At 71.6% G+C, this 26997-nt stretch carries 27 protein-coding genes, 1 pseudogene and 1 riboswitch; of the genes and pseudogenes, 12 read left to right on the top strand and 16 right to left on the bottom strand.

Features of this window, described 5'->3' with window-relative positions:
- Window positions 1–92: 92 nt before the first annotated feature.
- Complete coding sequence (locus tag U5640_RS31720) at window positions 93–1169, bottom strand: Zn-dependent alcohol dehydrogenase (protein ID WP_340380161.1); 1077 nt, start codon at window positions 1167–1169, stop codon at window positions 93–95.
- A gap of 101 nt (window positions 1170–1270) precedes the next feature.
- Window positions 1271–2128 (bottom strand): MaoC/PaaZ C-terminal domain-containing protein, encoded by an 858-nt coding sequence (locus U5640_RS31715; protein WP_340380160.1) that lies wholly within the window; start codon window positions 2126–2128, stop codon window positions 1271–1273.
- Between the two features lie 348 nt (window positions 2129–2476).
- Here U5640_RS31715 and U5640_RS31710 point away from each other — a divergent pair, with 348 nt between their 5' ends.
- Entirely contained in the window at window positions 2477–3976 is a 1500-nt protein-coding gene (locus U5640_RS31710; protein ID WP_340380158.1) for a sensor histidine kinase, read from the top strand.
- A gap of 32 nt (window positions 3977–4008) precedes the next feature.
- Entirely contained in the window at window positions 4009–4641 is a 633-nt protein-coding gene (locus tag U5640_RS31705) for a response regulator transcription factor (RefSeq protein ID WP_340385455.1), read from the top strand.
- A gap of 130 nt (window positions 4642–4771) precedes the next feature.
- On the opposite strand, the gene U5640_RS31700 is transcribed toward U5640_RS31705, so the two are convergent.
- Complete coding sequence (locus tag U5640_RS31700) at window positions 4772–5425, bottom strand: class I SAM-dependent methyltransferase (RefSeq protein ID WP_340380156.1); 654 nt, start codon at window positions 5423–5425, stop codon at window positions 4772–4774.
- A 134-nt stretch (window positions 5426–5559) separates the two neighbouring features.
- Complete coding sequence (locus tag U5640_RS31695) at window positions 5560–7290, bottom strand: MFS transporter (RefSeq protein ID WP_340380153.1); 1731 nt, start codon at window positions 7288–7290, stop codon at window positions 5560–5562.
- A 468-nt stretch (window positions 7291–7758) separates the two neighbouring features.
- Between U5640_RS31695 and U5640_RS31690 the strand changes: the two genes are divergently transcribed.
- The 4 genes from U5640_RS31690 (at window position 7759) to U5640_RS31675 (ending at window position 11400) form a co-directional block, all read left to right on the top strand.
- Window positions 7759–8676: an N-acetylmuramoyl-L-alanine amidase gene (locus U5640_RS31690; RefSeq protein ID WP_340385453.1), complete on the top strand. Its 918-nt coding sequence runs from the start codon at window positions 7759–7761 to the stop codon at window positions 8674–8676.
- Between the two features lie 396 nt (window positions 8677–9072).
- Window positions 9073–9885, top strand: coding sequence for a hypothetical protein (locus tag U5640_RS31685; RefSeq protein WP_340380151.1), 813 nt, complete (start codon window positions 9073–9075; stop codon window positions 9883–9885).
- Between the two features lie 96 nt (window positions 9886–9981).
- A complete protein-coding gene (locus U5640_RS31680) occupies window positions 9982–10992 on the top strand; it encodes an LLM class F420-dependent oxidoreductase (protein WP_340380149.1) in 1011 nt (336 codons plus the stop codon).
- Between the two features lie 117 nt (window positions 10993–11109).
- On the top strand, window positions 11110–11400 hold the full coding sequence (locus U5640_RS31675) for a hypothetical protein (protein ID WP_133909817.1): 291 nt from the start codon (window positions 11110–11112) through the stop codon (window positions 11398–11400).
- Window positions 11401–11484: 84 nt separating this feature from the next.
- Here the strand turns inward: U5640_RS31675 and U5640_RS31670 are convergent, their stop codons facing one another.
- The 3 genes from U5640_RS31670 to U5640_RS31660 are packed head-to-tail and all read right to left on the bottom strand — an operon-like array spanning window position 11485 to window position 14674.
- A complete protein-coding gene (locus U5640_RS31670) occupies window positions 11485–12555 on the bottom strand; it encodes a prenyltransferase (protein ID WP_340380144.1) in 1071 nt (356 codons plus the stop codon).
- Window positions 12552–13298: a class I SAM-dependent methyltransferase gene (locus tag U5640_RS31665; RefSeq protein ID WP_340380142.1), complete on the bottom strand. Its 747-nt coding sequence runs from the start codon at window positions 13296–13298 to the stop codon at window positions 12552–12554. The genes U5640_RS31670 and U5640_RS31665 overlap by 4 nt, the downstream gene beginning before the upstream one ends.
- Window positions 13292–14674: a glycosyltransferase family 4 protein gene (locus U5640_RS31660; protein WP_340380140.1), complete on the bottom strand. Its 1383-nt coding sequence runs from the start codon at window positions 14672–14674 to the stop codon at window positions 13292–13294. Before U5640_RS31660 ends, U5640_RS31665 begins: the two co-directional genes overlap by 7 nt.
- Before the next feature lie 220 nt (window positions 14675–14894).
- On the opposite strand from U5640_RS31660, the gene U5640_RS31655 reads away from it, so the two are divergent.
- On the top strand, window positions 14895–15518 hold the full coding sequence (locus U5640_RS31655; protein ID WP_340380138.1) for a TetR family transcriptional regulator: 624 nt from the start codon (window positions 14895–14897) through the stop codon (window positions 15516–15518).
- Between the two features lie 9 nt (window positions 15519–15527).
- Here U5640_RS31655 and U5640_RS31650 read toward each other — a convergent pair whose 3' ends face one another.
- From U5640_RS31650 to U5640_RS31625, 6 genes are all read right to left on the bottom strand, one after another.
- Window positions 15528–16127: a hypothetical protein gene (locus tag U5640_RS31650; RefSeq protein ID WP_340380136.1), complete on the bottom strand. Its 600-nt coding sequence runs from the start codon at window positions 16125–16127 to the stop codon at window positions 15528–15530.
- Window positions 16128–16186: 59 nt separating this feature from the next.
- Window positions 16187–16362: riboswitch (TPP riboswitch) on the bottom strand.
- 92 nt (window positions 16363–16454) lie between these two features.
- Entirely contained in the window at window positions 16455–16688 is a 234-nt protein-coding gene (locus U5640_RS31645) for a ferredoxin (protein WP_067244763.1), read from the bottom strand.
- Window positions 16689–16695: 7 nt separating this feature from the next.
- Window positions 16696–18153 (bottom strand): aldehyde dehydrogenase, encoded by a 1458-nt coding sequence (locus U5640_RS31640; protein ID WP_340380132.1) that lies wholly within the window; start codon window positions 18151–18153, stop codon window positions 16696–16698.
- 20 nt (window positions 18154–18173) lie between these two features.
- On the bottom strand, window positions 18174–19043 hold the full coding sequence (locus U5640_RS31635; protein WP_340385451.1) for a sterol carrier protein domain-containing protein: 870 nt from the start codon (window positions 19041–19043) through the stop codon (window positions 18174–18176).
- A 231-nt stretch (window positions 19044–19274) separates the two neighbouring features.
- A complete protein-coding gene (locus U5640_RS31630; RefSeq protein WP_340380130.1) occupies window positions 19275–19571 on the bottom strand; it encodes a hypothetical protein in 297 nt (98 codons plus the stop codon).
- Entirely contained in the window at window positions 19571–19882 is a 312-nt protein-coding gene (locus U5640_RS31625) for a hypothetical protein (protein ID WP_340380128.1), read from the bottom strand. The genes U5640_RS31630 and U5640_RS31625 overlap by 1 nt, the downstream gene beginning before the upstream one ends.
- A 129-nt stretch (window positions 19883–20011) precedes the next feature.
- Between U5640_RS31625 and U5640_RS31620 the strand changes: the two are divergent.
- Window positions 20012–20522 (top strand): annotated as a pseudogene (locus tag U5640_RS31620) (transposase); the annotation flags it as partial.
- Between the two features lie 224 nt (window positions 20523–20746).
- On the opposite strand, the gene U5640_RS31615 reads toward U5640_RS31620, so the two are convergent.
- A complete protein-coding gene (locus U5640_RS31615) occupies window positions 20747–21676 on the bottom strand; it encodes a transposase family protein (protein ID WP_340380126.1) in 930 nt (309 codons plus the stop codon).
- A 310-nt stretch (window positions 21677–21986) separates the two neighbouring features.
- Between U5640_RS31615 and U5640_RS31610 the strand changes: the two genes are divergently transcribed.
- Window positions 21987–23012: an MBL fold metallo-hydrolase gene (locus tag U5640_RS31610; protein WP_340380124.1), complete on the top strand. Its 1026-nt coding sequence runs from the start codon at window positions 21987–21989 to the stop codon at window positions 23010–23012.
- Between the two features lie 279 nt (window positions 23013–23291).
- Complete coding sequence (locus tag U5640_RS31605) at window positions 23292–23825, top strand: nuclear transport factor 2 family protein (protein WP_340380122.1); 534 nt, start codon at window positions 23292–23294, stop codon at window positions 23823–23825.
- A 46-nt stretch (window positions 23826–23871) separates the two neighbouring features.
- Here the strand turns inward: U5640_RS31605 and U5640_RS31600 are convergent, their stop codons facing one another.
- A complete protein-coding gene (locus U5640_RS31600) occupies window positions 23872–24669 on the bottom strand; it encodes a phosphotransferase (RefSeq protein WP_340380120.1) in 798 nt (265 codons plus the stop codon).
- Between the two features lie 371 nt (window positions 24670–25040).
- Here U5640_RS31600 and U5640_RS31595 point away from each other — a divergent pair, with 371 nt between their 5' ends.
- Window positions 25041–25457: a transglycosylase SLT domain-containing protein gene (locus tag U5640_RS31595; protein ID WP_340373865.1), complete on the top strand. Its 417-nt coding sequence runs from the start codon at window positions 25041–25043 to the stop codon at window positions 25455–25457.
- Between the two features lie 100 nt (window positions 25458–25557).
- Window positions 25558–26247: a YoaK family protein gene (locus U5640_RS31590; RefSeq protein WP_340380118.1), complete on the top strand. Its 690-nt coding sequence runs from the start codon at window positions 25558–25560 to the stop codon at window positions 26245–26247.
- Between the two features lie 131 nt (window positions 26248–26378).
- On the opposite strand, the gene U5640_RS31585 is transcribed toward U5640_RS31590, so the two are convergent.
- Window positions 26379–26936: an ABATE domain-containing protein gene (locus U5640_RS31585; RefSeq protein ID WP_340380116.1), complete on the bottom strand. Its 558-nt coding sequence runs from the start codon at window positions 26934–26936 to the stop codon at window positions 26379–26381.
- Window positions 26937–26997 lie beyond the last annotated feature (61 nt).

Here is a 26997-nt window from a genome sequence, read left to right as displayed (position 1 = left end):
TCCGTCCGTTGTTCCTTCGATGATTCCGTCCGCGATCCCGTCGGTGGTTCCAGCGGTGATTCCGTCGGTGGTGCCATCCGTGAGTCCGCCCCTCAGATCTCTATGCAGGTGCGCAGGGCGGTCCCCGTGCGCATCTGGTCGAGGGCCTCGTTGACGTCCGCGAGGGGGACGCGGTGCGTGATGAGCCCGGCGAGGTCGATCCGGCCGGCCCGCCACAGGGCGATGGTCCGCTCGTAGGAGGTCAGGACGTCCCCGCCGCCGTACATCGAGGGCAGGATGCGCTTCTCGTCGAAGAACAGCTCGAACATGTTGAGCTGGAGGTGGTCGTCCATGGCGCCCGCGCCGACGACGACGAGGGTGCCGCCGCGCCGGGTGTTCTCGTAGGCGGTGCGGGCGGTGGCGGAGCGGCCGACGACCTCGAAGACGTAGTCGAAGCCCTCGCCGCCGGTGACCTCCTGCTTGGCGCCGGGCAGTTCCTCCGGCGACACCGCCCGTGTGGCGCCGAACCTGAGCGCGGACTCGCGGCGGGAGGCCACGGGATCGACGGCGACGATCTCGGCGGCGCCCTTGAGCCGCGCGCCCTGCACGGCGGAGATGCCGACCCCGCCGCAGCCGATGACGGCGACCGACGAACCGGCCGCCACGTCGGCGGTGTTGAGCGCGGCGCCGAGGCCGGTGGTGACCCCGCAGCCGATGAGGGCGGCGATGTCGAAGGGCACGTCGTCGGGGATCGGGACCGCGCAGCCCGCGTCGACGACGACCTCCTCGGCGAAGGTCCCGGTGCCCGCGAAACCGAACACATCCCCTCCGGGGCGGCGGAAGTTGGGCGTTCCCGCGTTCATGAACCCGGCCAGGCACAGTTCCGTCTGGCCGCGCCTGCACGCGGGACAGGCGCCGCAGGCGGGCAGCCAGCAGACCACCACCCGGTCACCGGGCTTCACCCGGGTGACACCCTCCCCCACCTCCAGGACCTCGCCCGCGCCCTCGTGTCCGGGCACGAACGGCGCGGGCTGCGGCAGCACCCCGCCCATCGCGGAGAGGTCCGAGTGGCACAGCCCGGTGGCCCGGACCCGGATCCTGACCCGGCCCGGTCCGAACCCCACCGCCTCGACGTCGTCGAGGACCTCCAGCTTGTCCTGGCCGATCTCGTGCAGTACGGCTGCGCGCATGGTGCGGCTCCCCTCGGGGCGTCCAGGGTTCGGGTTCCTGTTCGGGTTCGGATTCGGGTTCGGGTTCGGGTCTGCGTTTCGATCCGGTCCGGGGTGCGGGTTCAGGAGTGTTCGACGATCGTGTCGGCGAGGATCGGCGCGTCGTCCCTCTCCACGGCGCTCACGGCCACCCGCACCTGACCCTGCCCGCGCCACATCCGGATGCGCAGGGTCTCGCCGGGGAAGACGACCCCGGCGAAGCGGGTGGTGTACGACCGCACCCGGCTCACGTCCCCGTCCAGCAGCGTGTCGACGACGGCCTTCAGGGTGATCCCGTAGGTGCACAGGCCGTGCAGGATGGGCCGGTCGAACCCGGCGCGCTTGGCGAACTCGGGGTCGGCGTGCAGCGGGTTGTAGTCGCCGGAGAGGCGGTAGAGCAGTGCCTGGTCCTCGCGCACGGCCCGCTCGACGGTCCGGTCCGGTTCGCCGGCGGGTGCGTCGAGTCGCCCGGACGGTCCCCGGTCACCGCCCCAGCCGCCCTCCCCGCGGACGAAGATCTGGGCGTCGTTGGTCCACAGCGGGCCCTCGGCGTCGGCCACCTCGGTGCGCATGACGAGGACGGCGGCCTTGCCCTTGTCGTACACGGCGGCGATACGGCCCGTCGCGGTGGCGGTGCCCTCGGTCGGCAGGGGGCGGTGGATCTCCAGGCGCTGACCGCCGTGCAGGACGCGGGCGAGGTCGACGTCGACGCCGGGCATGGACAGTCCGCTGATCACCCCGGGTGAGCCGGAGCCCGCGACGGTGGCGAAGCTCGGCAGGACGTGCAGGCGCGACTCCAGGGTGTACCGCAGCTCGCCGGGGTCGGTGGCGGGGATTCCGGCGCCGATCCCGAGGTGGTACAGCTGGACGTCCTTGCGGGTCCAGGAGATCTCGCCGGACCGGGGCTCGGCGGCGAGGGCCTTGGCTGCGTCGATGGGCATGGGGCTCCTGTGTGTCCTTCGAGGGCACGGTCCTGTCCAAGACCTCGGTGCGACCGTCCGCACCGATCGGGCGCACCGAGGCCGTCGCGCGCCGATCTAGAACGCGTTCCAGTCCGGCGCCTTTTGTATAGCCCAGGGCTCGACAGTTGTGAAGGCTCCTGACGGAGTGTCAGAGACGAGGGCGGGTACGGCTCGACGCCGGGCGGGGGGCAGGCCGGGGTCACGCTCCGGGGCGGCTCGGGGCTGTGACATTTGTACCGGTCGACCGGTGACATCCCGCTCTGCCGGAGCGCCGCCCTTGGCCGTAGCGTCGAGGGTGTGGACACCGCTCGAACGGGGGCAGCGAAGATGACGAGGTCGACACCGGATGAGGGCCGCTCCGGGTGGTGGCGCGCGCTCGCCGCCCGCCGGGAGGCCTGGCGGGCGCGCGTATGGCGGGCCGGGCAGCGGGGACCGGAGTGCAAGGAGGCCGAGCCCCCGGGCCCGCCGCCGCACCCCTTCGCCCTGCTGCCCTGGCTGCTGCTGGGCATGGGCGCCTTCTCCAACCTCTTCCAGGGCGAGACCCCCAACCCGCTGCTCGGCGGCCTGGGCGTGCTCACCTTCAACTCCTGCTACATCTACGTCGCCGTCCGCGCCTTCGTGAAGGAGAAGCGGGAGTCGCTCTCCACCCGGGTGGCACTGGCGGTCATGGCACTGGTGACCATCGGCCTCGCCCTCGGCTACGGCGGCAGCTGGGTGCTGTTCTTCCCGCTGCTCGGCCTCGCCACGGGCGCGTCCCTGCGTGGCCGGCCGCTGAAGTACGCCGGCGTGGCGCTGGCCGTCGTGGCGGGCGCGGTCGCCTTCCGCCGCGAGGGCTGGGGCGGTCTGGACACCGCGTACGCCACCTGGATCTCCACGATCGTGACGGCCGTGATCCTGAGCCTGTCGGAGGCCGTCCGGGAGCTGCGGGCGGCGCGCGAGGAGCTGGCCCGTCAGGCGGTCGACCAGGAGCGGCTGCGTTTCTCCCGGGACCTGCACGATCTGCTCGGGCACACCCTCTCGGTGATCGTGGTGAAGTCGGAGGCGGCCCGCAGACTGGCCCCCGCCCGGCTCGACGACGCCCTCACCCAGATCGCGGACATAGAGTCGGTGGGCCGCCAGGCGCTGACGGAGATCCGGGAGGCGGTCACCGGCTACCGCGAGGGCAGCCTCGCGACCGAGCTGGACCGGGCCCATTCGGCACTCACCGCGGCGGGCGTGGAACCGTCCGTGCACCGGGCGGGGGCGCCGGTGGAACCCCGGACCGCGGCCCTGCTGGGCTGGGTGGTGCGCGAGGCGGTGACCAACGTCGTCCGGCACAGCGGCGCCACCCGCTGCGAGATCACCGTCTCGGGGACACCGGAGCGGGTCTCCCTGACGATCACGGACAACGGCAGGGGCACGGCCGACATCGCCGACGGCAGCGACGGCAGCGACGGCAGCGACACCGTGGGCACCGGCACCGGGGGTCCGGGTGCCGCCTTCGCCCAGGGCACCGGCACGGGTCTGACCGGTCTGCGTGAGCGCCTGGCGGCGGCGGGCGGCTCCCTGACGGCGGGCCCGGGCCGACGCGGCGGCTTCACGGTCGTCGCGGACCTCCCGGTGGAGCCTGGCTTCCGGGGACCGGAGCGGCCCGACGCGCTGCTCGGTCTCTTCGCATCCGGTCAGGGACCGGGCACCCCGGCCATCTCCACGTGCGCTTCCAGGTCCGCCTCCACCTCCCCCGACACCTCTCCCTCCGCGTCCACATCCACCTCGGCCCCAGCACCCACCCGCGCAGCCGCAAGGGAGGTGCCGTCCCTCCAGGTCGGCCCTACGCTTGGGCCGTGAACGACATGCCCGGTGGCCGGCCGGTGAACGAGATGCCCCGCGACCGCCGCCCCGCCCGCTCGATCAGGGTCCTGCTGGCGGAGGACCAGGGCATGATGCGCGGGGCGCTGGCCCTGCTGCTGGGGCTGGAACCGGACATCGAGGTCGTCGCCCAGGTCGGCACCGGGGACGCCATCGTGGACGCGGCCCTGATCCACCGCCCCGATGTCGCCCTGCTCGACATCGAGCTGCCCGGCATGAGCGGGCTGGACGCCGCGGCCGTCCTGCGCGAGGAGGCGCCCGGCTGCCGGGTGCTCATCCTGACGACGTTCGGCAGGCCCGGCTACCTGCGCCGGGCCATGGAGGCCGGGGCCGCCGGGTTCCTGGTCAAGGACGGCCCGGTGGAGGAGCTGGCGGAGGCGATCCGCCGGGTGCTGACCGGTGAGACGGTGGTCGATCCGGCGCTCGCGGCGGCCGCGCTCAGCGCCGGCCCCAACCCTCTCACCGCCCGCGAGTGCGACGTACTGAAGGCGTCGGCGGACGGGGTGACGGTCGCCGACATCGCGGCGAGGCTGCACCTCTCGGAGTCCACCGTCCGCAACTACCTCTCCGCCGCCATCGGCAAGACCGGCACCCGCAACCGGACGGAGGCCCTGCGCGAGGCCCGGCGCCAGGGCTGGCTGTAGCGGCCTCGGGCCCCCGGCGCCCAGGCCGTCCCGGCCGTTTGGGCCGTCGTGGCCGTCGTGGCCGTCCCGGCCGTCGTGGCCGTCCCGGCCGTCGTGGCCGTCCCGGCCGTCCCGGCCGTGGAAGAGGGGTTCAGATCCCGGTGCCGGTGCGCCGCAGCACCCGCAGTGAGCCGGTGTCGGAGACCTCCGTGAAGGCGCCGGAGGCCAGGGCGCGCAGGTAGACCCGGTAAGGGGCCTGCCCGGTGAACTCGTCCACGGGGTCGGGGAAGACGTCGTGGATGACGAGGAGGCCGCCCTCGGCGACATGCGGGGCCCAGCCCTCGTAGTCGGCGGTGGCGTGCTCGTCGGTGTGACCGCCGTCGACGAAGACGAGACCGAGGGGGGAGTTCCAGATCTTCGCGATCTGCGGGGAGCGTCCGACCAGGGCGACGACGTGCTCCTCCAGCCCGGCCCGGTGCAGGGTGCGGCGGAAGGTGGGCAGGGTGTCCATCAGCCCGAGCTCGGGATCGACGGTCTGCGGGTCGTGGTAGTCCCAGCCCGGCTGCTGCTCCTCGCTGCCCCGGTGGTGATCGACGGTCAGCGCGACGACCCCCGCCTGCCGGGCCGCGTCGGCCAGCAGCACCGTGGACCGGCCGCAGTAGGTCCCGACCTCCAGCAGCGGCAGCCCGAGCGCCCCCGCCCCGACGGCAGCCGCGTACAGCGCGAGCCCCTCGTCCACGGGCATGAACCCCTTGGCCGCCTCGAACGCGGCGACTACCTCGGGCTTGGGGGCGGCGGCAGGCATGGAGCGCCTTTCGGTCGTACGGCAGGTCGGCGGCCCCCATGCTGCCGTACCCCCTGCCGGGCATACGACAGGGGGTACGGGGGGTGCTCCTGAGGGGCACGGGGAACGCCGCCGCGCACACCCGGCAGGCGCCGCTACGCGGTCACCGTCTCCCCGGGCAGGGACAGGTCCAGCTCAACCGCCCGGTCCTCCCCGTGATGGGACGCGGACGACGCGAGCGGTCCGTGCCCGACTGCCTTGGCGGCGACGACGTACGCCCCCTGCGCGGGGACGGTCAGCGCATAGCGCCCGTCCTCGCCCGAGACGGTCGCCCCGGCCTGCCGCCCCCGGTGGTCGATCAGCGTGACCGTGGCACGGGCCACCGGCGCGCCCTTGGCGTCCAGCACCAGCCCCCGGAAGCCGCGCAGCACCTCCTCGGCGCGCTCGACGACCTCGTCCTCCGCGCTGCTCGCCAGCAGCTGCGGCGCCCGCTTCGCCTTCGGCAGCATCAGGGCGAAGAGCAGCCCGACGGCGACGGCGCCCGTGGCGATCAGGAAGGAGACGCGGAAGCCGTGCATGGTCGGGACGGCGACCCCGTTCACGTCGTTCGCCGTGTTGGCGAGCACCATGCCGATGACGGCGCTCGACACGGACGTGCCGATGGACCGCATCAGGGTGTTGAGGCCGTTGGCCGCGCCGGTCTCGGAGGCCGGGACCGCGCCGACGATCAGCGCGGGCAGCGAGGAGTAGGCGAGGCCGATGCCCGCGCCGAGGACGACCGCGATGACCAGGCTCTGCCAGGCCGCGCTCATCAGGCCGAGGCCGGCGCCGTAGCCGACCGCGATGATCAGCATGCCGAGGATCAGGGTGACCTTGGGACCGTACTTGGCGGACACCCGGGCGTAGACGGGCGCGGTGAACATCATCGTCAGGCCGAGCGGGGCGACCAGCAGTCCGGCGACGACCATGGACTGGCCGAGGCCGTAGCCGGTGGCGGTGGGCAGCTGCAGGAGCTGCGGAAGGACGAGCGAGACGACGTAGAAGCTGACGCCGACCATGATCGAGGCGAGGTTGGTGAAGAGGACGGCGGGGCGGGCCGTGGTCCGCAGATCCACCAGCGGGGCGGCGCTGCGCAGCTCGTAGACGCCCCACAGGACGAGGACGACGGCGGAGGCGGCGAACAGGCCGAGGGTGGTGCCGGAGGTCCAGCCCCAGTCGCTGCCCTTGGTGATCGGCAGCAGGAAGAGGACGAGGCCGGCGGAGAGGCCGAGCGCGCCCGGCAGGTCGAAGGAGCCCCCGGCGCGCATCGGGGACTCGGGGACGGCGAGGAGGGTGAGGGCGATGGAGAGGGCGCCGAGGCCCGCGGCGCCGTAGAAGAGGGCGTGCCAGTCCGCGTGCTGGGCGACCAGGGCCGCGGCGGGCAGGGCGAGGCCGCCGCCGACGCCGATCGAGGAGCTCATCAGGGCCATCGCCGAGCCGAGCTTCTCGCGGGGCAGCATGTCGCGCATCAGCCCGATGCCGAGCGGTATCGCGCCCATCGCGAAGCCCTGGAGGGTGCGGCCCACGATCATCGGGAGCAGGGTGCTGGTGAGGGCGCTGACCAGGGCGCCTGCGACCATCACGGCGAGGCTGAGGATCAGCATGCGCCGCTTGCCGTAGAGGTCGCCGAGGCGTCCCATGATCGGGGTGGCGACGGCGCCGGACAGGAGGGTGGAGGTCAGGACCCAGGTGGCGTTGCTCGGGGCGGTGTCCAGCAGCTGCGGCAGGTCCTTGATGACCGGGACCAGCAGGGTCTGCATCACCGCGACCACGATGCCCGCGAAGGCGAGCACGGGGACGACGGCTCCGCTCGCCTGGCGGGTGGGCCGGTCGGTCGTGTGCGTCATGGGGTGGGGCCTCCGGGGCGGGACGTTCAAGGGATACGTGGAAGCTGAACCTGTATGCACGGGCAACTATTCCGATGCTTCGCCCAGCTAACAATTTCTTTAGCTTCTCTTGGGGAAACGGGGGAACAGGAGAATCCCGGCACACGCCGTCACCGTCCGAGGCAACGGTCCGGCCCCCTCATGGCCTCCTTTGTTCATCCAGGAGGCGCAAGGACACGCAGTACAGGTCGGCGGAGGTGACGGGCTGGTGCCGTGACCGGAAAGGTTCACCGGCTCGCGACGCCCGGCAAACCTTCCCGGTCACGGCACCAGGGCGGGAAGGGGCGCGGTTCCCGCGTCCCGGCGAGGGTGCCCGTTAGGGTGGCAGGCGTGTCCTACACCGGTCCGCACTCCGATCCCTTCGGCCCCACCGACCCGTACGACCCCTACGGCTCTCCCCGGCCGCGCCGCTCACCGCTGCGGCGCACGCTGACGGTCGCGCTGGCCGCGCTCGTGCCCGGGGCGCTGCTGGGATGGCTCGTGTACGAGGCGCTGAGCGGATCCGGGAACAGCGGAAGCGGCGGGAACGGGGCGGCGGGGGCGGGGGTGGGGGTGGGGGCCCCGACAGGGGCCGTCGGCTCCCTCTCCGGCGGCACCCCCGACGACAAGCCCGGCACCCTCTCCGCCGCGACCCCCGCGACCCCCGGCGCCTCCCCCGGCCAGGACACGGCCACCCCCCTCAAGGGCAAGGTCGTCGTCATCGACCCCGGCCACAACGTCACCAACTCGCAGCACACCGCCGAGATCAACCGCAAGGTGGACATCGGCACCAACTTCAAGGAGTGCGACACCACGGGGACGTCCACCAACGCGGGGTACAGCGAGGCGCGGTTCAGCCTCGATGTGGCGCACCGGCTGCGCACGCTGCTGCTGGAGCTGGGCGCGACGGTGAAGCTGACGCAGGACGGGGACCGGCCGTTCGGTCCGTGTGTCGACGAGCGGGCCCGGATCGGGAACGCGGCGCACGCCGACGCGGTGGTGTCGATCCACGCGGACGGATCGGCCGAGGGCAACCGGGGCTTCCATGTGATCCTGCCGGCTCTGGTGCACGAGGGGGCCGCAGACACCCGGTCGATCGTCGCGCCGTCGAAGGCCCTGGGGAAGCTGATCGCGGACGACTTCGCGCACAGCACCGGCAGTTCACCGTCCAACTACATCGGCGACGGCACCGGCCTCGACACCCGCAAGGACCTCGGCGGTCTGAATCTGTCGACGGTTCCGAAGGTGTTCATCGAGTGCGGCAACATGCGCGACAGCTCGGACGCGGCCCTGCTGACCAGCGGCGCCTGGCGGCAGAAGGCGGCGCAGGGCATCGCCGAAGGGATCTCGGCCTTCCTGGGCGATTGACGGATCACCGCTCAGGTACGGGGGGTACGGGCCGCCGGCCGGGGCCGCACCGCGCGGAGGGGAGCCGTATCCCTCTGACCTTTACGGTCTCAAATTGCCAACGGTTTCCGCGCTGGGTGAGTTGTGCGGCTCCCTGCGGGATAGCAAGGAGGCAGCGCTGATGACCAGTTGCGCGTGGCGTCGGAAGGCGGTCGGTGGACCCTCCGAGGGAATCGTGAGTTTCCCGCGAGGGTAGTGATCAGCAGGTTGGTCCCGTCGGACATCCTCATCGGGCGGACGATAGTGTCATCCCTGCGTTGAGGGGCCACCCCGCGCTTCACACCGGGGCCCGCGGGCGACATGGTGACAGCGATGCCTCCACCGATGACGAGACGACTGACCGAAGGACACCTTGAAGTGAATATCCGCTCCCTCACTCGAGGCGACGGCGTGGTGATCGGAGCAGCGGTGTTGCTGTTCATCGCGTCGTTCCTCGACAACTATTCGTACGACGGCGCACCCGACAGCCTCGACATCCCGAGCCTGTGGTCGAACGGGCCTGTTCTCCTCAGCGTCGTCCTGGCGGGTCTCATCAGTGCCGCGCTCGTCGTCGTCTCCCGTGCCCTGCCGCAGCCCCGCAAGGTGGCCGGTCTGGAGCTGGGTCCCTTCGGCGTCGCGTTCGGGGTGTTCGCCGCGTGGAGCGCCCTCGGCAATGTCATCGACCCGGTGGGTGGCCTGGACAACTTCGACGGGAGCAGCTCCAACGCCCCGAGCGCCGGCACGGGCCTGATCATCGCTCTGATCGCGACCCTGCTCCTGGCCGGTGCCGCTGTCGCCACCCCTCTCGTGCCCGCGTTGCAGGCCGGGCTGGTGCCGGCGCCGAAGCCGCCGACGCCTCAGCCGTACGGGGCTCAGCCGCCGGCCGGTTACGGGTATCCGGGGGCGCAGCAGCCGGGCGGTTTCGGGGGGCAGCCGCAGCAGGGGCAGCCGTTCGGCGGGCAGCCGGGGCCGGCCGCGCAGCCGCCGGCGCCGGAGTTCTCGCCGTTCTGGTTCGCGGTGCCGGTGCCGCGTCCGCTGTACGCGGAGGACGGTGCGCCGATGCCGATCGCGGAGCTGGCGCCGGGCACGTGGTACCTGGCGGTGGAGCAGGGTGCCCAGGGTCTGGTCGCGCAGACGCAGGACGGGCGGCGTGGTGTGCTGCGGGACACCTCGGGTATTCAGCGCGGCTGAGTTCGAAGTCCTCGTCGACGGCCCCTCGCCCTTCCGGGTGGGGGGCCGTTGTCGTACAGTCGCAGCCCGTGTCTGACGGTTCGTCAGGAGGTAGGCATGCGGCTCGGTCTCGCGCTCGGCTACTGGGGCCGTGGCCCCGCGCCGGGTCATGTGGAGCTGGCGCTGGAGGCGGAGCGGCTCGGGTACGCCTCGGTGTGGACGGCGGAGTCGTGGGGGTCGGACGCGTTCACTCCGCTGACCTGGATCGCGGCGCGGACCTCGCGGATCGGGTTGGGGACGGCGGTGGCGCAGATGGCGGCGCGTTCTCCCACGACGACCGCGATGCAGGCGCTGACGCTGGACCATCTGTCGGGCGGCCGGATGATGCTGGGGCTGGGGTTGTCGGGTCCGCAGGTGGTGGAGGGCTGGTACGGGCGGCCGTTCCCGAAGTCGCCGCTGACCGCGACCCGGGAGTACGTGGACGTCGTACGGCAGGTGCTGGCGCGGCGGGCGCCGGTGGAGCTGGACGGGCGGTTCCATGCGCACCCCTACCGGGGGGCGGACGGTACGGGGCTGGGGCGGCCGCTCAAGTCGATCACTCATCCGCTGCGGGCGGACCTGCCGGTGCTGCTGGGCGCGGAGGGGCCGCGGAATGTGGCGCAGACCGTGCGGATCGCGGACGGCTGGCTGCCGTTGTACTGGTCGCCGGGCCGGCCGGACGCGTACGGGCCGGGGCTGGAGGGGCTGCGGGAGGGGTTCGTCGTGGCGCCGCTCGTGCGTGCCCAGGTCTGTGCGGAGGTGTCCGAGGGGTTGTTGCCGGTGAAGGCGATGCTCGGGTTCTACATCGGGGGCATGGGGCACGCGACCCGTAACTTCCACGCCGATCTGATGGGGCGCATGGGGTACGAGGAGGAGGCGCGGCGGATCCAGGAGCTGTTCCTGGCGGGGCGGCGGGAGGAGGCGGTGCTGGCGGTGCCCGATGCCTTCGCGGACGAGATCTCGTTGGTCGGCCCGCGTGAGCGGATCGCGGAGCGGCTTCAGGCGTGGCGCAAGGGGCCGGTGACGGACCTGCTGGTCGTGGCACCGGATCCGGAGACGCTGCGGGTGCTGGCCGAGCTCAACTCGTAGGGTTCGTAGGGTTCGTAGGGTTCATGAGGGGGAGGGGCAATTCCCTGCCGACGGCGGTGGGATGACGGTCCCTCGCGGGCGGGTTTCGGACGCGTGGGAGCGGTAACCCGCAGGAGCATGTCCAGATATCGCAACGGCGCGAACCAGGCCGGCACCGTGATCGCGGTCGTGGCCGACGTGATGGCCCTGATCCTGGGCCTGTGGATTCTGATGTACCTGCTGGACGCCAATCGTGGCAACGAGTTCGTCCAGTTCGTGCATGACGTGGCCCGCTGGCTGGCGGGCTGGTCGCACGACCTGTTCACCTTCGACGAGGCGTGGGCGAGGGTGGTGGCGGGCTATGGCCTGGCGGCGGTGGTGTACCTGTTCATCGGCCACGCCATAGCCAATCGGGTCCACCGCCACTGAGGCACGACCCGCGGGAGGCACGACCCGCGGGGGCACGCACCCGCTGAGCGCGCCCCAGCGGGTGCGCGCCCCCCGACGAACGGGTCAGCCGCAGCAGTCCGTCTCGAGCCCCCAGGGCAGTTGCTCTCCGCCGAACACCGCACAGGTGGCCTCGTGTCCGCCCAGCGCGGCCACCGCGAGCAGCAGCAACCCGGCGGTCCAGGTGGTCAGTTCCTGGGGCCATATCGCCCGGTCGTCGAAGACGAACCCGGTCCAGTAGAGCCCCGATTCCGGGTCGCGCAGGTGCTGGATGGACTGGAGGATCTCCAGTGCCCGGTCGGACTCGCCCACCGCCCACAGCGCCAGGGCGAGTTCGGCCGACTCCCCGCCCGTCACCCACGGGTTGGGCACGACGCACCGCACGCCGAGTCCGGGCACGACGAACCGCTCCCAGTCCTGCTCTATGCGGGACTTGGCCTCCGCCCCGGTCAACGCGCCGCCCAGCACCGGGTAGTACCAGTCCATGGAGTAGCGGTCCTTGTCGAGGAACCGCTCGGGGTGGCGCCGTATGGCGTGCCGCAGTGAGCCCGCGGCGAGTTCCCAGTCCGGCTGGGCCTCCTCGCGCTGTTCGGCGATGGCCAGGGCGCAGCGCAGGGCCTGGTGGATCGAGGAGGACCCGGTGAGCAGTGCGTCGGCGGTGGGGGTGCCGTCGTCGTCCTGCCGCCAGCCGATCTGTCCGCCGGGCTGCTGGAGTCGCAGCACCCATTCGACAGCCGCGTAGACGGCCGGCCACATGCGGTCGAGGAAGGTGTCGTCGCCGGTGGAGAGGTAGTGGTGCCAGACGCCGACGGCGATGTAGGCGACGAAGTTGGATTCGCGGCCGGGGTCGGTGACGTCGTCGTGGGCGCCGTCGGCGTAGGCGGCGTACCAGGAGCCGTCCTCGTTCTGGTGCCGGGCGAGCCACAGGTAGGCGCGTTCGGCGGCCTCGTGCTCACCGGCCGCGTCCAGGGCCATGGCGGCCTCGGTGTGGTCCCACGGGTCGAGGTGGTGGCCGCGGAACCACGGGATCGCGCCGTCCTCCCGCTGTACGGCGAGGATGCCGGCGACGGTCGCGGCGGCCTGCTCGGCGGTGAGGACCCCGGGCAGGACGAGGTGTTCTGTCCGGGGGGTCGTCACGGGGTGGCCGCCTCGACGTCGGTGCGGGGCAGGTGCGGCTTGGTCGCGTAGGCGACGAAGCTCTTGCCGATGAGCGGGTTGAGCGCCTGTTCGGCGACCCGGGTGGCCAGCGGCTTCTTCATGATGTCCCAGACCAGGAGCTGGTGGTACGCGCGTACCGGCAGGGCTTTGTCGTTGTCGACGCCGAACGCGCACTTCAGCCACCAGTACGGTGAGTGCAGCGCGTGGGCGTGGTGGGTGCCGTACGGCTTGAGTCCCGCCTCGCGGATCTTGCCGAGGAGTTCGTCCGCCTTGTAGATGCGGATGTGGCCGCCCTCGACCTCGTGGTAGGCGTCGGAGAGGGTCCAGCAGACCTTCTCCGGGCCGTAGCGGGGCACGGTGATGGCGATGCGGCCGCCGGGCTTGAGCACCCGGACCATCTCGGCGAGGACCCCCTTGTCGTCGGGGATGTGTTCCATGACCTCGGAGATGATGACGACGTCGAAGGACTCGTCGGGGAAGGGCAGGGCCAGGGCGTCGCCCTCCATGGCGGTGGCGGTGGCGCCCTCGGGGGCCTCGCCGGCCTCCTTCATCGCGGCGAACCACTTGGCGACCTCGCGGATCTCCTCACCGTTCTGGTCGAGGGCCACGACCTGGGCGCCGCGCCGGTAGCACTCGAAGGCGTGGCGTCCGGCCCCGCAGCCGAGGTCCAGGACTCGGTCGCCCGGCGCGAGCGGGAACCGGGAGAAGTCGACGGTCAGCACGTGGCCCTGCTTTCGCGATCGGATGCTCGGTTTACGACGTCCACATCTTCGGGCACGGCGGTCGTCGGGCGGCGGGCGCCCCCGGCTATCGCCTCGCGGTAGCGGGCCACGGTTCCCTCGGCGGCCCTGGCCCAGGTGAAGTTCGCGAGCACGCGTTCGCGTCCGGCGGCGCCGAGCCGGGTGCGCAGGTCGGCGTCGCCGAGGAGGCGGCCGAGGCCCGCCGCGAGCGCTCCCGCGTCGCCGGGGGGTACGGCGAGGCAGGTCTCGCCGTCGCGTCCGGCGACCTCGGGGATGGCGCCGCCGGTGGTGGCGAGGAGCGGGGTGCCGGTGGCCATGGCCTCGGCGGCGGGCAGGCTGAAGCCTTCGTAGAGGGAGGGCACGCAGGCGACCTGTGCCGAGCGCACCAGGTCGACGAGTTCGGCGTCGGAGATGCCCTTGACGAACTCGACGGCGCCTTCGAGGCCGTAGCGTTCGATGCTCTGGGCGACGGGCCCTTCGGTGGGGCGCTTGCCGACGACGACGAGGTGGGCGTCGGCGTACTCGGTGCGGACCTTGGCCAGGGCGTCGACGAGGTGGACGAGCCCCTTGAGGGGGACGTCGGCGCTGGAGGTCGTGACGATGCGGCCGGGTACGACGGGCACGGACGGGTCGGGGGAGAACAGGTCGGTGTCGGCGCCGATGTGGACGACGTGGATCCGGTCGTCGCGGACGCCGAGGTGGTCGACGATCTCCTGGCGGGAGGTGCCGGAGACGGTGAGCACGGAGGGCAGCCGGCGGGCGACGCGCTTCTGCATCCGGGTGAAGGCGTACCAGCGCCGTACGGAGTAGCGGCGCTGCCATCCCTCGGCGGCGTCGAGCTCCAACCGGCGGTCGACGGTGATGGGGTGGTGGATGGTGGTGACGAGGGGTGCGCCGACGTCGCCCAACAGGCCGTAGCCGAGGGTCTGGTTGTCGTGCACGACGTCGAACTCGCCGCGACGGGCGCGCAGATGGCGGCGGGCGCGCAGGGAGAAGGTGAGCGGCTCGGGGAAGCCGCCGGTCCACATGGTGGCGACTTCCAGGGCGTCGATCCAGTCCCGGTACTCGTCGCGTCCGGGGGTCCGGAAGGGGTCCGGGGAGCGGTAGAGGTCGAGGCTGGGCAGCTCGGTGAGGGTCAGGCCGTCGTGGCCCTCGTCGAGGACGGGGTACGGCTGTGAGCCGATGACCTCGACCCGGTGGCCGAGCCGGACCAGTTCACGCGACAGGTGCCGTACGTAGACGCCCTGGCCGCCGCAGAACGGGTTCCCCTTGTAGGTGAGGAGCGCAATGTCGAGCGGTCGCCCGCCGTCAGCGGCGAGGTCACGCCGGGCCCCCGCCTGACTGGCCTCAGCAGTCACTCCGGGCCCCCTTCTGCCTGCGCTGTCCCGCGACATTACGACGAGACGCTAACCTAGAACAAGTTTCAGAGTTGATCGTTCGGGAGGCTACGAATCTACCGGCTGGTAGGGGTGCCGGGAGAAGTGGATCAGGTGATTCCCGCCACGGCTCACCGCGCTCCGGCGGCCCTGCCATGCTGTGTGATCACGGAGCCTCACCGACTGTCACGGAACGGGACCCATGCCTGCGGAAGACTCCACCCAGCGCCCCGCCTCCTCCCCCCTCACGGAGCGGCAGCAGGCCCGCCGCCGACGCATTCTGCACGCGAGCGCGCAGCTCGCCAGCCGGGGCGGTTTCGACGCGGTGCAGATGCGGGAGGTCGCGGAGTCCTCGCAGGTCGCCCTGGGGACGCTGTACCGGTACTTCCCCTCCAAGGTGCATCTGCTGGTCGCCACGATGCAGGACCAGCTGGACCACATGCACGGCACGCTCCGCAAGAAGCCGCCGTCCGGGGAGCGTCCGGCGGAGCGGGTCGCGGAGACCCTGATGCGCGCCTTCCGCGCGCTCCAGCGCGAGCCGCATCTGGCCGACGCGATGGTGCGCGCGCTGACCTTCGCCGACCGCAGCGTCTCCCCCGAGGTCGACCAGGTGTCCCGGCAGACGACGGCGATCATCCTCGACGCGATGGGCCTGACCGACCCGACGCCCGAGCAGCTCTCGGCGGTCCGCGTCATCGAGCACACGTGGCACTCGGCCCTGATCACCTGGCTCTCGGGCCGGGCCTCGATCGCCCAGGTACGGATCGACATCGAGACGGTGTGCCGCCTGATCGACGTGACGGACCCGGACCGCCCGTCGGCCTGATCCCCCGGGTCAGGCTGCTCGGCGCAGATCACGCAGGAGAAGACGGACCGGCCCGTCGGACTGCGCGCACGCCGAGCCGTGCAGGTCCAGTGAGCCCAGGGCTGCGGTGATCGCGGCGCCGGGGGCGAGGAACGCCTCGTCGAGCTCCCACTCGGTCCTGGTCCCCGCCCCGGCCGGCGGCGCGAACCGCTCCGGCTCGGCGAGCGGCCGGCCACCCGTCAACTCCTGCCGCAGCCCACGGCCGTCGCGCCAGACCTCGATGACGGTACGAGCGCTCAGGGCGGAGACGGCCCAGCCGCACCAGCGGTCGGGGCCGATGAGCGAACCGAAGCCGAGGCGGGGCGTGCCGTCCTCCCGCAGGGCCTCCGACGCGTCGTCGACCACCCGGAAAGCGAGGTCGCCGAGGATCTCGGCCTCGACGCGCAGGGCGTGCACGGGCGCGACCCGCGCGGCCGGATGCAGCGACCAGCCCACCACCTGCTCGAACGCCCGAGTCGGCAGGTGCGGGCTGTCCAGGCCGACGCCGAAGTACATGCCGGGCCTACGGCGCACGGCTTCAACGCCCTCGACGATCCGGATGTCCGCCGCGCTGTGCTCGTCCTCGGTCACGACCGCACGGTACGGGACGCGAAGAACCGGGACCGGGGCGCGAAGAACCGGGACGCGAAAAACCTACGAGACGGGTTCCCTTCGCCGGTATTGCCCGGATCAGGTATTGGGGGTCGCCGTCCGGCCCGACTGCTGCCTTTCGGCCTCTCAGCCCTACCGTCGACGTCGGCCTCAGCGGATGCCTTCGCGTCTCGCTGCGGTCGGCTACTCCGGTCGGACTCCCTCACTCGCCTCGTAGGCCACTACCAGAATAAAACGTCTCAAACCGGATGGAACCCCCTAAAGGAAAGATTTTTTCCTCACCGAGGGCCTCAGAGGTCTCAGGCCTCAGTCCTCCGGCGGGAACACCGCCTCCCCGCTGTCGAGCAGGGTGATGGCGATCGCCTCCACCGGGCAGCTCTCCGCCGCCGTCAGCACCCGCTCGTTCGCGTCCGCGTCCGGGGCGAGCGGGTGGGACTGGCGGGCGGTGTCCAGGCGGAAGCCGTCCGGGGCGTGGTGGATGCACTGGGCCGAGCCGATGCACAGCGAGCGGTCGACCTCCACGTGCCAGCGGTCCCCCATGACCCTCTCAGCCCTCCCAGCCCGCCGGCAGGTGGATCATCTTGTGCTCGAGGTACTCGCCGAAGCCCTCGGGCCCGAACTCGCGCCCCAGTCCGCTGTTCTTGTAGCCGCCGAACGGGCCTAGCATGTCGAGGCTGAAGGTGTTGACGGAATACGTCCCCGTACGGACCTGGCGGGCGACCTCGATGCCGTGCGCCACGTCGGCCGTCCACACGCTGCCGCTCAGCCCGTAGTCGGAGTCGTTGGCGATCTTCAGCGCCTCGGACTCGTCGCCGTAGGGGAGCAGGCAGATCACCGGGCCGAAGATCTCCTCGCGGGCGATCCGCATGGAGTTGTCGACGTCACCGAAGAGGGTCGGCTCGACGTACCAGCCGCGGTCCAGGCCCGCCGGACGGCCGCCGCCGGTGAGGACCTTGGCGCCCTCCTCCTGGCCGATGCGGATGTAGTCGAGGTTGCGGCGCTGCTGGCGCTCGGCGACCAGGGGGCCCACCTGGGTGGCCGGGTCCATCGGGTCGCCGACGACGAGGGCGCTCGCGGCGGCGGCGAAGGCGTCGGCGAACTCGTCGTAGCGCGAGCGCGGCAGCAGGATGCGGGTCTGGGCCACACAGGCCTGTCCGTTGTTCATCCAGGCGGCCGGGACGATCCCGGCCACCGCGGACTCCAGGTCGGCGTCCGGCAGCACGATCGCGGCCGACTTGCCGCCGAGTTCCAGCGTGACGCGGGTGAGGTTGCGCGCGGCCACCTCCATGACCCGCTTGCCGGCCGCGACGGAGCCGGTGAAGGAGACCTTGTCGACACCGGGGTGACCGACCAGGTACTCGCTGGTCTCACGGTCCGCCGGCAGGATCGACAGCACCCCCTCCGGCAGTCCGGCCTCCCGCGCGATGTCCGCGAGCAGATAGGCGTCCAGCGGTGACTCCGGCGACGGCTTGAGGATCACCGAGCAGCCGGTGAGCAGCGCGGGAGCGAGCTTGGCGGCGGCGACGAACTGGGGGACGTTCCAGGGGACGACGGCCGCGACCACGCCCACCGGCTCACGCCGTACGAGGATCTTCCCGAGCACACCGTCGCGGCGCTCCTCGTAGGTGAAGTCCCGGGCGACGGTGATCGCCGCGTCCCAGACCATCATCGCGCCGAGGGCCTGGGCGAGGACGCTCCAGGAGTACGGTGAGCCGTTCTCGGAGGAGATCACGCGGGCGATCTCCTCGTGGCGCATCGCGATGCCGTCCTTGATCCGGGCGACGACCGCGATCCGCTCGTCGAGGGAGAGCCGCGACCAGGGCCCCTCGTCGAACGCCCGCCGCGCGACGGCGACGGCCCGGTCCACATCGGCCGCGGAGGCGTGCGGCACCCGCCCGATGACCTCCTCGGTGTGCGGCGAGATCACCTCGATGACGGCATCGCCCAGGGGGTCCGTCAACTCTCCGCCGATGAACAGCTTTCCGTGTTCCACGAGCTCAGCCATGGCCACTGCCTTCGTCCGCATCATTTCTGACGGTGTTTCAGAAACTGATACCAGTTCTGGTTAAAGTAGTCCACGGACAGGACGGGAATGCCCCTGACCAGCGGTTTCCCGATGATCAGGGGCGGGTGCGAAAGCCGGGGGCCGTCAGGGGGCCGTCGGGGGCTTACGGCCCGTCCGGTACATCTCGTCGACGGCCTTCCGCGTACGCGTCTCGCTGCTCGGCGTGAGAGGTGGGTGTAGGTACGGAGCGAGAACCCGACCCGGCATCGGCGTGCCCGAGGCAGGCGCCCAGGACCCTGGATGCTCTGCCTGGAGTCGGGGAGCACCGAGGCGCAGAAGTGCCGCAGCGCGTGCATGCCGTCTTCGCGGGCCTCCTTGCACCTCTCCCCCGGCCCGGGCTTGGGGATCACTCCCGCCGCGGCGAGCGCAGGCTTCCAGGCGTGCGCGTTGAAGGCGTTGCGCCAGACCGCTCCGCCCTCAGTGCCAGTGAAGTACAGGAGCCTGGTCACCGGCTCTCCGTCGGGGCGCATCCACTGGTCAGTGGCAGCGCAGGTCACCGCGGCACCATCGGTGCGGAGGAGCCACGTCCCGTTGTTCGCCGGACACATGCGGTCGTCGTCGATGGTGAACGTCAGTTCACCCGATGCGCCGTATGAGCGTTGTGTCAGGGCGACAGGGACGTCGAGAACGCGGGCCCACAGGTTGAACTGATCGTACGATTCATCACCGAAGGAGGCGCCGAGGATCTGCGGATAACAAGACAGCCGACTTCCATCAACGCGAGGATTGCACAGGGCGCCCTCCTGAAACGATGGACGGCACCCCGCAAACTGACTCGGCAATATTGAGACTCCTCCGACCTCACGAAATATCCAGGCCGGGAATTGCATAGTGCGGGTCTGGAAGTGATACATCCCATCTAGCAAGTGCGTCGTTGATTTGCTGAGGGTCCTGTCGACTGCAGGGGAAAGAGCCTTTCCGGGTGACGGAGCCTACCGGGTAGTAGTTGCGCGTCCGTGCCCAGGGAGACGGCCGCCGGACGGCCGCGCAGGCCGGTTCGGTCCTGCTACGGAGTCGGCGGACCATCGAGGAGAATCGCGGCTGGAGGCGGTGATGCCTGCTCAGCCATTGGTTTGTTCGCCGACGAGGAATCCTGCGGCCCAGTGGGTTTGACCCACGGTGTACTCGTACACGTGGAAGCCGTTGGGATGGTCCCTGAATCCGGGTAGGGTGCGCGCCTGCTCGATGCGTTGTTCCGCCCGTTGCTGGCTCGAGTAGAGGCCGAGAAACGTGAAGCTGTCCTCGCTGTCGTCCCAGAAGAGCGGTTCGCCGTCTTCCATGAAGTCGACGGTGGTGGGAGCACCCGGCTCGTCCGCGAAGTGATGCCTGTGCACCAGGAGGTAGAGCGTCCGGTCCATCAGTCTCGCCCAAGCCCTTCGGGGTACACCGTGACGAACCCCTGGGTCCACACATCCTCGTCCACGATCACGGGTGCGATCTCGAAACAATCAGGTTCGTCCCGGAACCCTGGAAGCTTCCTGGAGATCTCCCGCTGTCTCTCCGCGACTGCCTGGTCCGGATAGATGCCGATGATCCTCCACTCCTCCTCGTTCAGGTGGATGGTGCCGTCCGCATCGAGATGGATGACCCGTTCGTCCTGCTCCACCGCGAGATGGCGCGCGTGCCACAGCACGTAGAGATCGCCGTCAGGTTCGTGTTCGTCTGTCATCGCGGGGATTTTCCCTTGCTGGTGTGACGCTGGGGGCGGCAGAGTTCGCGCCCCATAGTGTGCCCGGTGGGTGATCGGAAACGCGAAGAGTGCTCCTGACCTGCAACGATGGGACTCGTCTAGGGTCCTGTCGAGAAGGTCCCGGCATCGGCCTGGAGGACGGCCGTCGAGGCGGACGGCGAGATCCGCGACGGCGCATGGGTCGCCGAGCTCACCGGCGACGTCCTGGACGGCTGGCCGAAGGGCATGCGGCTGACCTGCTTCGCCACCAACACCTTGGGCCGGCCGATCGCCGAGCTCGAGCTCCGTCACCGACTGCGGGCCCGGGCCGAGGACCGCATCCGCGCCGCCCGGGCCACCGGCCTGCGCAACCTGCCCCTGCACCGCACCTCCCAGAACCGAATCTGGCTGGAGATCGTGCAGATCGCTCCCGACCTGCTGGCCTGGATGCCGATGCTCGCCCTGACCGGCAAGGCCAGGCTCTGTGAGCCCCGCCGACCACGGCTCCGTGTTCACCGCGGCCGGACAGCTCGTGACCACAGGCCGTGTGCGAATCCTCCGCCTGGCCCGGCACTGGCCCTGGAGCAGCCAGATCACCACAGCTCTCGAACGGCTCGCACTCCTGCCGAACCCCGGCTGACCAGCGGATTCCCCGTCCCTTCGACAGCAGCTCAACACCCGGAGCAGTGGAATCCGGCGCCATCCCGAGGCGGCACTCGGCTCTTCGGCCTGCACATCCTCAGCCCACGGCACGAAAACGGTCCACCGACTCCGTCGGCGGACCGTCACGATACTTCGAGGCTAACGAGGACGTGCGCGACTGAGGGTGGGTTGTGTTGGCCTGGCGGGTTGGCTGGTGGGTGATCACCGCATCGCGGCGCGGTCGGAGACGAGGCCGGCGATGGCCAGGTGGGTCTCGTCGTAGTACTCACGGCGTCCGGTCCAGCGTTGGAGGGTCCGCCACTGCTTGTGCTCGGCGTTGGCGTGCTCGACGCAGATCCGCTCGGAGGACTGCTGCTTGCGGGCCTCCTCCCACGCCGTGATCTCCTCGACACAGGCAGCCTTGGCAGGCTTCTTCGGCGGGGCGCTGACCTGGTCGGGAAAACGCTTGGCCAGACCCCGGTATCCGGCATCGGCTTTGGCCTTGACCTGCGGATACTGCTCGAAGAGAGCGTCGATGCCCGCGGTCTTGACCGCCGTCTGATCGTGCATCCGGCCGGGCCGGATCGCGCCGGTCCACAGGGTGCGGCCCCGTCCGTCGGTGATGACGGTGGCCTTCTTGGTGTTCTGCCGCATCTTGCCGGACACGAACGCCCGGCGCCCGGGCCGGCCCGCCTTCGGACGCCGTACTCGTACCTCGGTGCCGTCCAGCCGCAGCTCCACTCCCTTCGCGCTGGCGTAGGCGAAGACGTCGGCCAGCGAGTGCAGGCGCAGTGCCGTCTCGCCGGGGACCGCGAAGCCACGCGCCGCCAGCAGCGGACGGACCTCATGGACGGCCCGGGTGACGGTCGAGCGGTCCACGCCGTAGAAGACGGCGAGAGCAGCATGCGGAAGCTGGAACCGCAGGATCACCAAAGTCGCGATCACCCGGTCGGTGAAGACCAGCTGATGGCTGGGCCCGCCGCCTTCGGCCCGCAGACGCTCACGCCCCCGGCGCTCGCCCAACCGGGACTCCTCCCGCGCCATCCACGGCCCCGCCAACTCGGCGATGAGCACCCCGAGTTGATCCCGCGAGATGCCCGTGCAGATACGATGCGAAAGAGCCGTACGGGCCAAGGATCGCTTCACAACCATCCCAACCCGTACGGCTCTCTTCACGTTCCCGACCAGCTGAAACCGCTGTCGCACACCAGCCCGTAAGCGCCGGCACGGTGCCTTTACAGCAGCCAGGCACAGCAACCACCCCCGAGGAGAGCTCCGAAGGCTGGGCCGTCTCCGGGCCGTCCGGCAGTGACCAACGTCGACTAGCGACGACAGGGGTGGTGCGCACATCAGCGCAGGTCAGCCCAACGCCCCACAGCATCAGTCGACTTGGGCACCCACTGAAACCAGTTCTAGTTATAGTGGGCAATGGCCCACGGATCGGCCGGGGGACGGAGGGCAGATGGCGGCGACGTTCGATCACGGCGGCGGGGTGCGATCCCTGCGGGTGCCGATCCCTGACAATCCCCTGGGGTTCACGCTCGTCTATGTGGTGGACACCGACCGGGGGCCGGTGCTGGTCGACACGGGGTGGGACGACCCGGCGTCGATGGACGCGCTCGTCGACGGGCTCGCCGCCTGCGGAACGGCCGTGTCGGAGGTGCACGGGGTCGTCATCACGCACCACCATCCCGATCACCACGGGCTCTCGGGCAAGGTGCGCGAGAGGTCCGGGGCATGGGTGGCGATGCACGCGGCGGACGCCTCGATCGTGCGCCGGACGCGCGAGACCCGCGCCGAGCGCTGGTACACGTACATGGCGGCCAAGCTGGCCGCCGCCGGCGCGCCCGAGGAACACATCGCCCCGCTCCGGTCGGCCCGGCGCCGTACACTGCCCGGGCTCTCGCCCGCGCTGCCCGACCGGGAGATCGTGCCCGGCGAACTCCTCGAACTGCCCGGCCGCCGGCTGCGCGCGATCTGGACGCCGGGCCACACCCCCGGCCATGTCTGCCTCCACCTGGAGGAGGAGCACCCGGCCGGTCTGCCGGGCCACGGCCGGCTGTTCTCCGGGGATCACCTGCTCCCCGAGATCAGCCCGCACATCGGGCTCTACGAGGACCCCGACGACACCACCGTCACCGACCCCCTCGGCGACTATCTCGACTCCCTGGAACGGGTCGGCCGGCTCGCCCCCGCCGAGGTCCTCCCGGCCCACCAGCACCCCTTCACCGACGCCCCGTCCCGGGTGGGGGAGCTGCTCGCCCACCACGAGACGCGCCTCACCGGCCTCCTCACCCTGCTCGCCACCCCCCTCACCCCCTGGCAGCTCGCCGAGCGCATGGAGTGGAACCGCCCCTGGGAGCAGATCCCCTACGGCTCCCGCACCATCGCCGTCTCGGAGGCCGAGTCCCATCTGCGCCGCCTGGTGAAGCTGGGGCGGGCGGAGGCGGTACCGGGGAGCGATCCGGTGACGTACATGGCCCTCTAGTGCCGTGACCGGGAAGGTTTGCCGGGAAGCTCGCGGCGTCCGGTGCGGTGCATCGCGAGGCGGGGCGTCGCCCGTGTACGGGATGTACTCGGGTGATGCGACAACGCGGCGAGGTGCCGTGCCGGGCGTCGCGAGCCGGTGAACCTTTCCGGTCACGGCACCAGGGAAGGCCTGCGTCGCGCGGGGGCGGTGCCGTTCACGGGAGGGAGCCGTTCCGTTCACGCCGGGGGCCTACGGTGTGCTCCCGCCTCCGTCCCGGACCCACAGGTGCCGTCACCCATGGACCCCATCGCCCAGCTCCTCGCCGAACGCGCCTGCCGACGCCTCCTCCTCGACCTCGTCGTCCGTCTCGACGCGGCCGACCCCGGCTCCGTGGCCGAGCTGTTCACCGAGGACGGCGTCTGGATCTGGCCGGAGGGCGACCGGCTGGTGAAAGGCCGCGCCGCCCTCCGCGCCCACTTCGGCTCACGTCCCGCCGACCGGCACGCGCGCCGGCTGATGGCGGACGTCCGGGTCGACGTGACCTCCCCGGACGCGGCGACGGCCACCTCGTACTTCACGACGTACCGCACGCACGCCGCCCTGTCGAAGCGCCCGGACCCGGACCCGACCCTGCACCCGACCCCGGTCGCCGCACCGGTCCGGGTCCCGGCCCCCGTAGGGATCGGGTACTACGAGGACACCCTGCGCCGCACCCCCGACGGCTCCTGGCTCCTCGCGGCCCGCACTGCGCCTGGCGCGCGACCGTCCGACGCCCCGCCTTTGACGACCACCGACGACCACCGACACCACCGATCCACCGACGACCGCTGACGACCACTGACGACCGTCGACAATCGCTGGCGACCACTGACGACCGCTAATGGCCGCTAAGGCCGCCCGGCCCGCCCGTGGCCGCCGTCAGTGCGCGGATCAGCTCCCCTGCCGCCCCCAGGAGTCCGACCTCCTGCTCGCTCATCGTCGGATTCGCCGCCCGCCGCCGCAGCGCCTCCCCCAGCCCCTCCTCGTCCAGCCCGGAGTCCGGCCCGGAGTCCGGCCCGGAGTCCAGCCCGGAGTCCGGCCCGGAGTCCAGCCCGGAGTCGGGCCCGGAGAGCCCGGAAGGGGCGGCGAGCAGCGCCGTCAGGGTCGCGCGGGCCGCCTCGGCGTACCGCTCGGCCGAGACGGCGGCCTGGGCGAGGATCACCGCGGACATGCCCCAGTCCAGGCCGGGGTCCCCGTCCTCCGCGGTGCCCCAGTCGATGACCCGGGGGCCGTCGGCGGTGAGGATCACGTTCTCGGGGTGGAGGTCGAGGTGCAGGACGCGCAGCCCGGGCCTGGACGGGGAGCGGCCCGGCACGGCGTGCAGTGCGCGCAGCAGCCGGGCGAGGAGGGTGCCCCCGGTGGCGAAGTCCAGCGTGCCCGCCACGAACGCCTGGAGCATCGTCGGCCCCTCCAGGCGCTCCATCACCAGGTCGGTGCGCGAGGCGACGGTGCGTACGGCGGGTGCGGGGTAGCCGTGCCGCCGTACGTGCTCCATGACCGCCGCCTCCGCGGCCGCGTCGCACCAGCCCTCCCGGTCACGGCGCAGCACCCATGCCCCGTCGATCTCGTACACGTCCGCCGTCCGGCCGGAGCCGAGCAGTCTGCCCGGGACCGGCGCCCTCCCCGTGGTGGTCATGGCCAGAACCTAGCGTGTGCGAGACCGCGGTCACGTTCCCGGACCGTTGACCGGTGAACCACCCCACATGACCCACATCACCTACTACCTGCCCTAGTTGGGCATATCGGATGCCATGCCCATGCCATCAGGGCCTCTGACCTGCACTTTGAGAGCCAGGTCACACAACAGGCCTTCACCCCAAGTACGGCCACAACTAGCAAAAGGGGTCTTTGCGGACGGCTCCCGACCCTGCTTCTCTGGACGACGTCGCACGGCACCGACCCGCCCACGGACCCCGGCGCCGACGCACGCAGGCAGCAGGACAGGCCACCGGCCGCCCACCCCGCAGCGCACCGCGACCGCCATGCCCCCGAAGAAAAAGGTTCTCCGTGTCCGTCTCCGTCATCCGCCGCATCGCCAGCCCGAAGAAGGCCCTCACCACCGTCGCCCTGGCCGCCGCCACCGCCGGCATCGCCATGACCGCGGCACCGGCCCACGCGGCCACCGTGACCAGCGCCTCCCAGGCCCAGGCGATCGCGCACAAGATGATCCCGGACGCCGGCCAGTACGCCGCCTTCTCCCACATCGTCCAGCACGAGAGCAACTGGAACGTCAGCGCCACCAACTCCTCCTCCGGCGCCTACGGCCTCGTCCAGGCCCTCCCCGGCTCCAAGATGGCCTCCGCCGGCTCCGACTGGAAGACCAACGCCGCCACCCAGATCAAGTGGGGCCTGGACTACATGAACTCCCGCTACGGCAGCCCCGCCGCCGCCTGGAACTTCTGGCAGGCCAACGGCTGGTACTGAGCCACCCCCGCACACAGCGCCGGCCCCTGAGGCGGCGGTGCCCGATCCCGGGCGCCGCCGCCTTCGCCGTTTCTCCACACCGGCGTGGTCCACTGGGCCGGTGACCACCGAGCCCGGCGCGAAGGACCCCGAGGCACGCGGCGCCCGCCTCACCCCCGTCCTGCTCATCCTGACCGCGGTGAGCGGCCTGATCGACGCGATCAGCTATCTCGGGCTCGGCCGGGTCTTCACCGCGAACATGACGGGCAACGTGGTCGTCCTCGGTTTCGCCGCCGCGGGCACCCCCGGCTTCTCCGCCGGCCACTCGGCGACCTCCCTCGCCCTCTTCCTCGCGGGCGCGGCGACGGGCGGCCGGGTCGCCCGGCGGGTCGGCGACGGCTCCCGCCGCACCCGGGCCCGGATCACCTTCGCCGTCGAGGCAGCCCTGCTGGCGGGAGCCTCGGCCGTCGCCTTCGTCACCGCCGAGCACGGCCGGGTCCGGATCTACGCGGTGATCGCGCTCACCGCCTACGCGATGGGCCTGCGCAACGCGGTCGTGCAGAAACTCGCCGTGCCCGGCCTCACCACGACCACCGTCCTGACGATGACCCTCACCGGCCTGGCCTCCGAGTCGTCCGTGGGCGGCGGCCCGGGGGGCCACACCGTCCGTCGTACGGCGGCCGTGATCGCCATGTTCGCCGGAGCGGTCCTGGGCGCGGCCCTGGTCCTGCGCCACGACCTCGCGCTCCCCCTGCTCCTCGCGGCCGCGACCTCCGGCGTCCTGGCGCTGCTGGCGTCGGGACGGGAGTGAGAGAGTGAGAGCCGGGAGTGGGAGACGGGAGTGAGCGCGCGCCCTCGCCGACTCCACCGGGCCCGCGCCGCGGCCGGCCGCCCTGGGCCCGCACCCCGTCGGACCGCCTGGGCCCACCGGGCCCACCGGGCCTACTGGGCCTTGTGCCGCTGATAGTGCCGGGCGACCCGGACCCGGTTGCCGCAGCGGGTGGGCGAGCACCAGCGGCGGCGCGGGTGCGTGGGCAGGAAGAGCATCACGCAGTCCTCGGCCTCGCAGGTGCGGATCCGGGCGCTCGCCGGGTCGGCCAGCAGACGGGCGGCGTCCTCGGCGAGGCAGGCGGCCAGCCGCAGGCCCGGTGAGCCCTCGCGGCGCCGTACGAGGGTGACGGCTTCCCCGTCCCACACCGCCTCGTCGATCGCGGGCGCGGCGCGCTGCGCCCGGTTGAGCGCGTCCAGGTCGGCGGACGGGGGCCGCTCCCCCCGCAGGAGGTGGTCGAGGGCCCGGGCCAGCGGCTCCCGCACCGCGCGCACGGCGGCCAGATCGTCGGCGCCGGCCTGCGCGGGCGCCGCCTCCGGGAGCCGGTCGGCCTCCCGTTCCCACCAGGCCAGCAGGTCGGCCGGGCCCGCGAGCAGATCACCCGCGGCGGAACGGGTGTTGACCAGGTCCAGCGCCAGCGGTTCGCCGATGAGAGGCACGAGATCACTCACGCCCCTAATGCTACCTCCCCTCGTTGACCTATTAGCCGTCCGAGCGATACGGTCCCCTCGT

It is taken from the genome of Streptomyces sp. SS7, from assembly GCF_037993025.1.
Classification (GTDB): domain Bacteria; phylum Actinomycetota; class Actinomycetes; order Streptomycetales; family Streptomycetaceae; genus Streptomyces.
The sequence above is the reverse complement of the archived record's forward strand: the minus strand, read 5'-3'. Positions and strand labels throughout refer to the sequence as shown.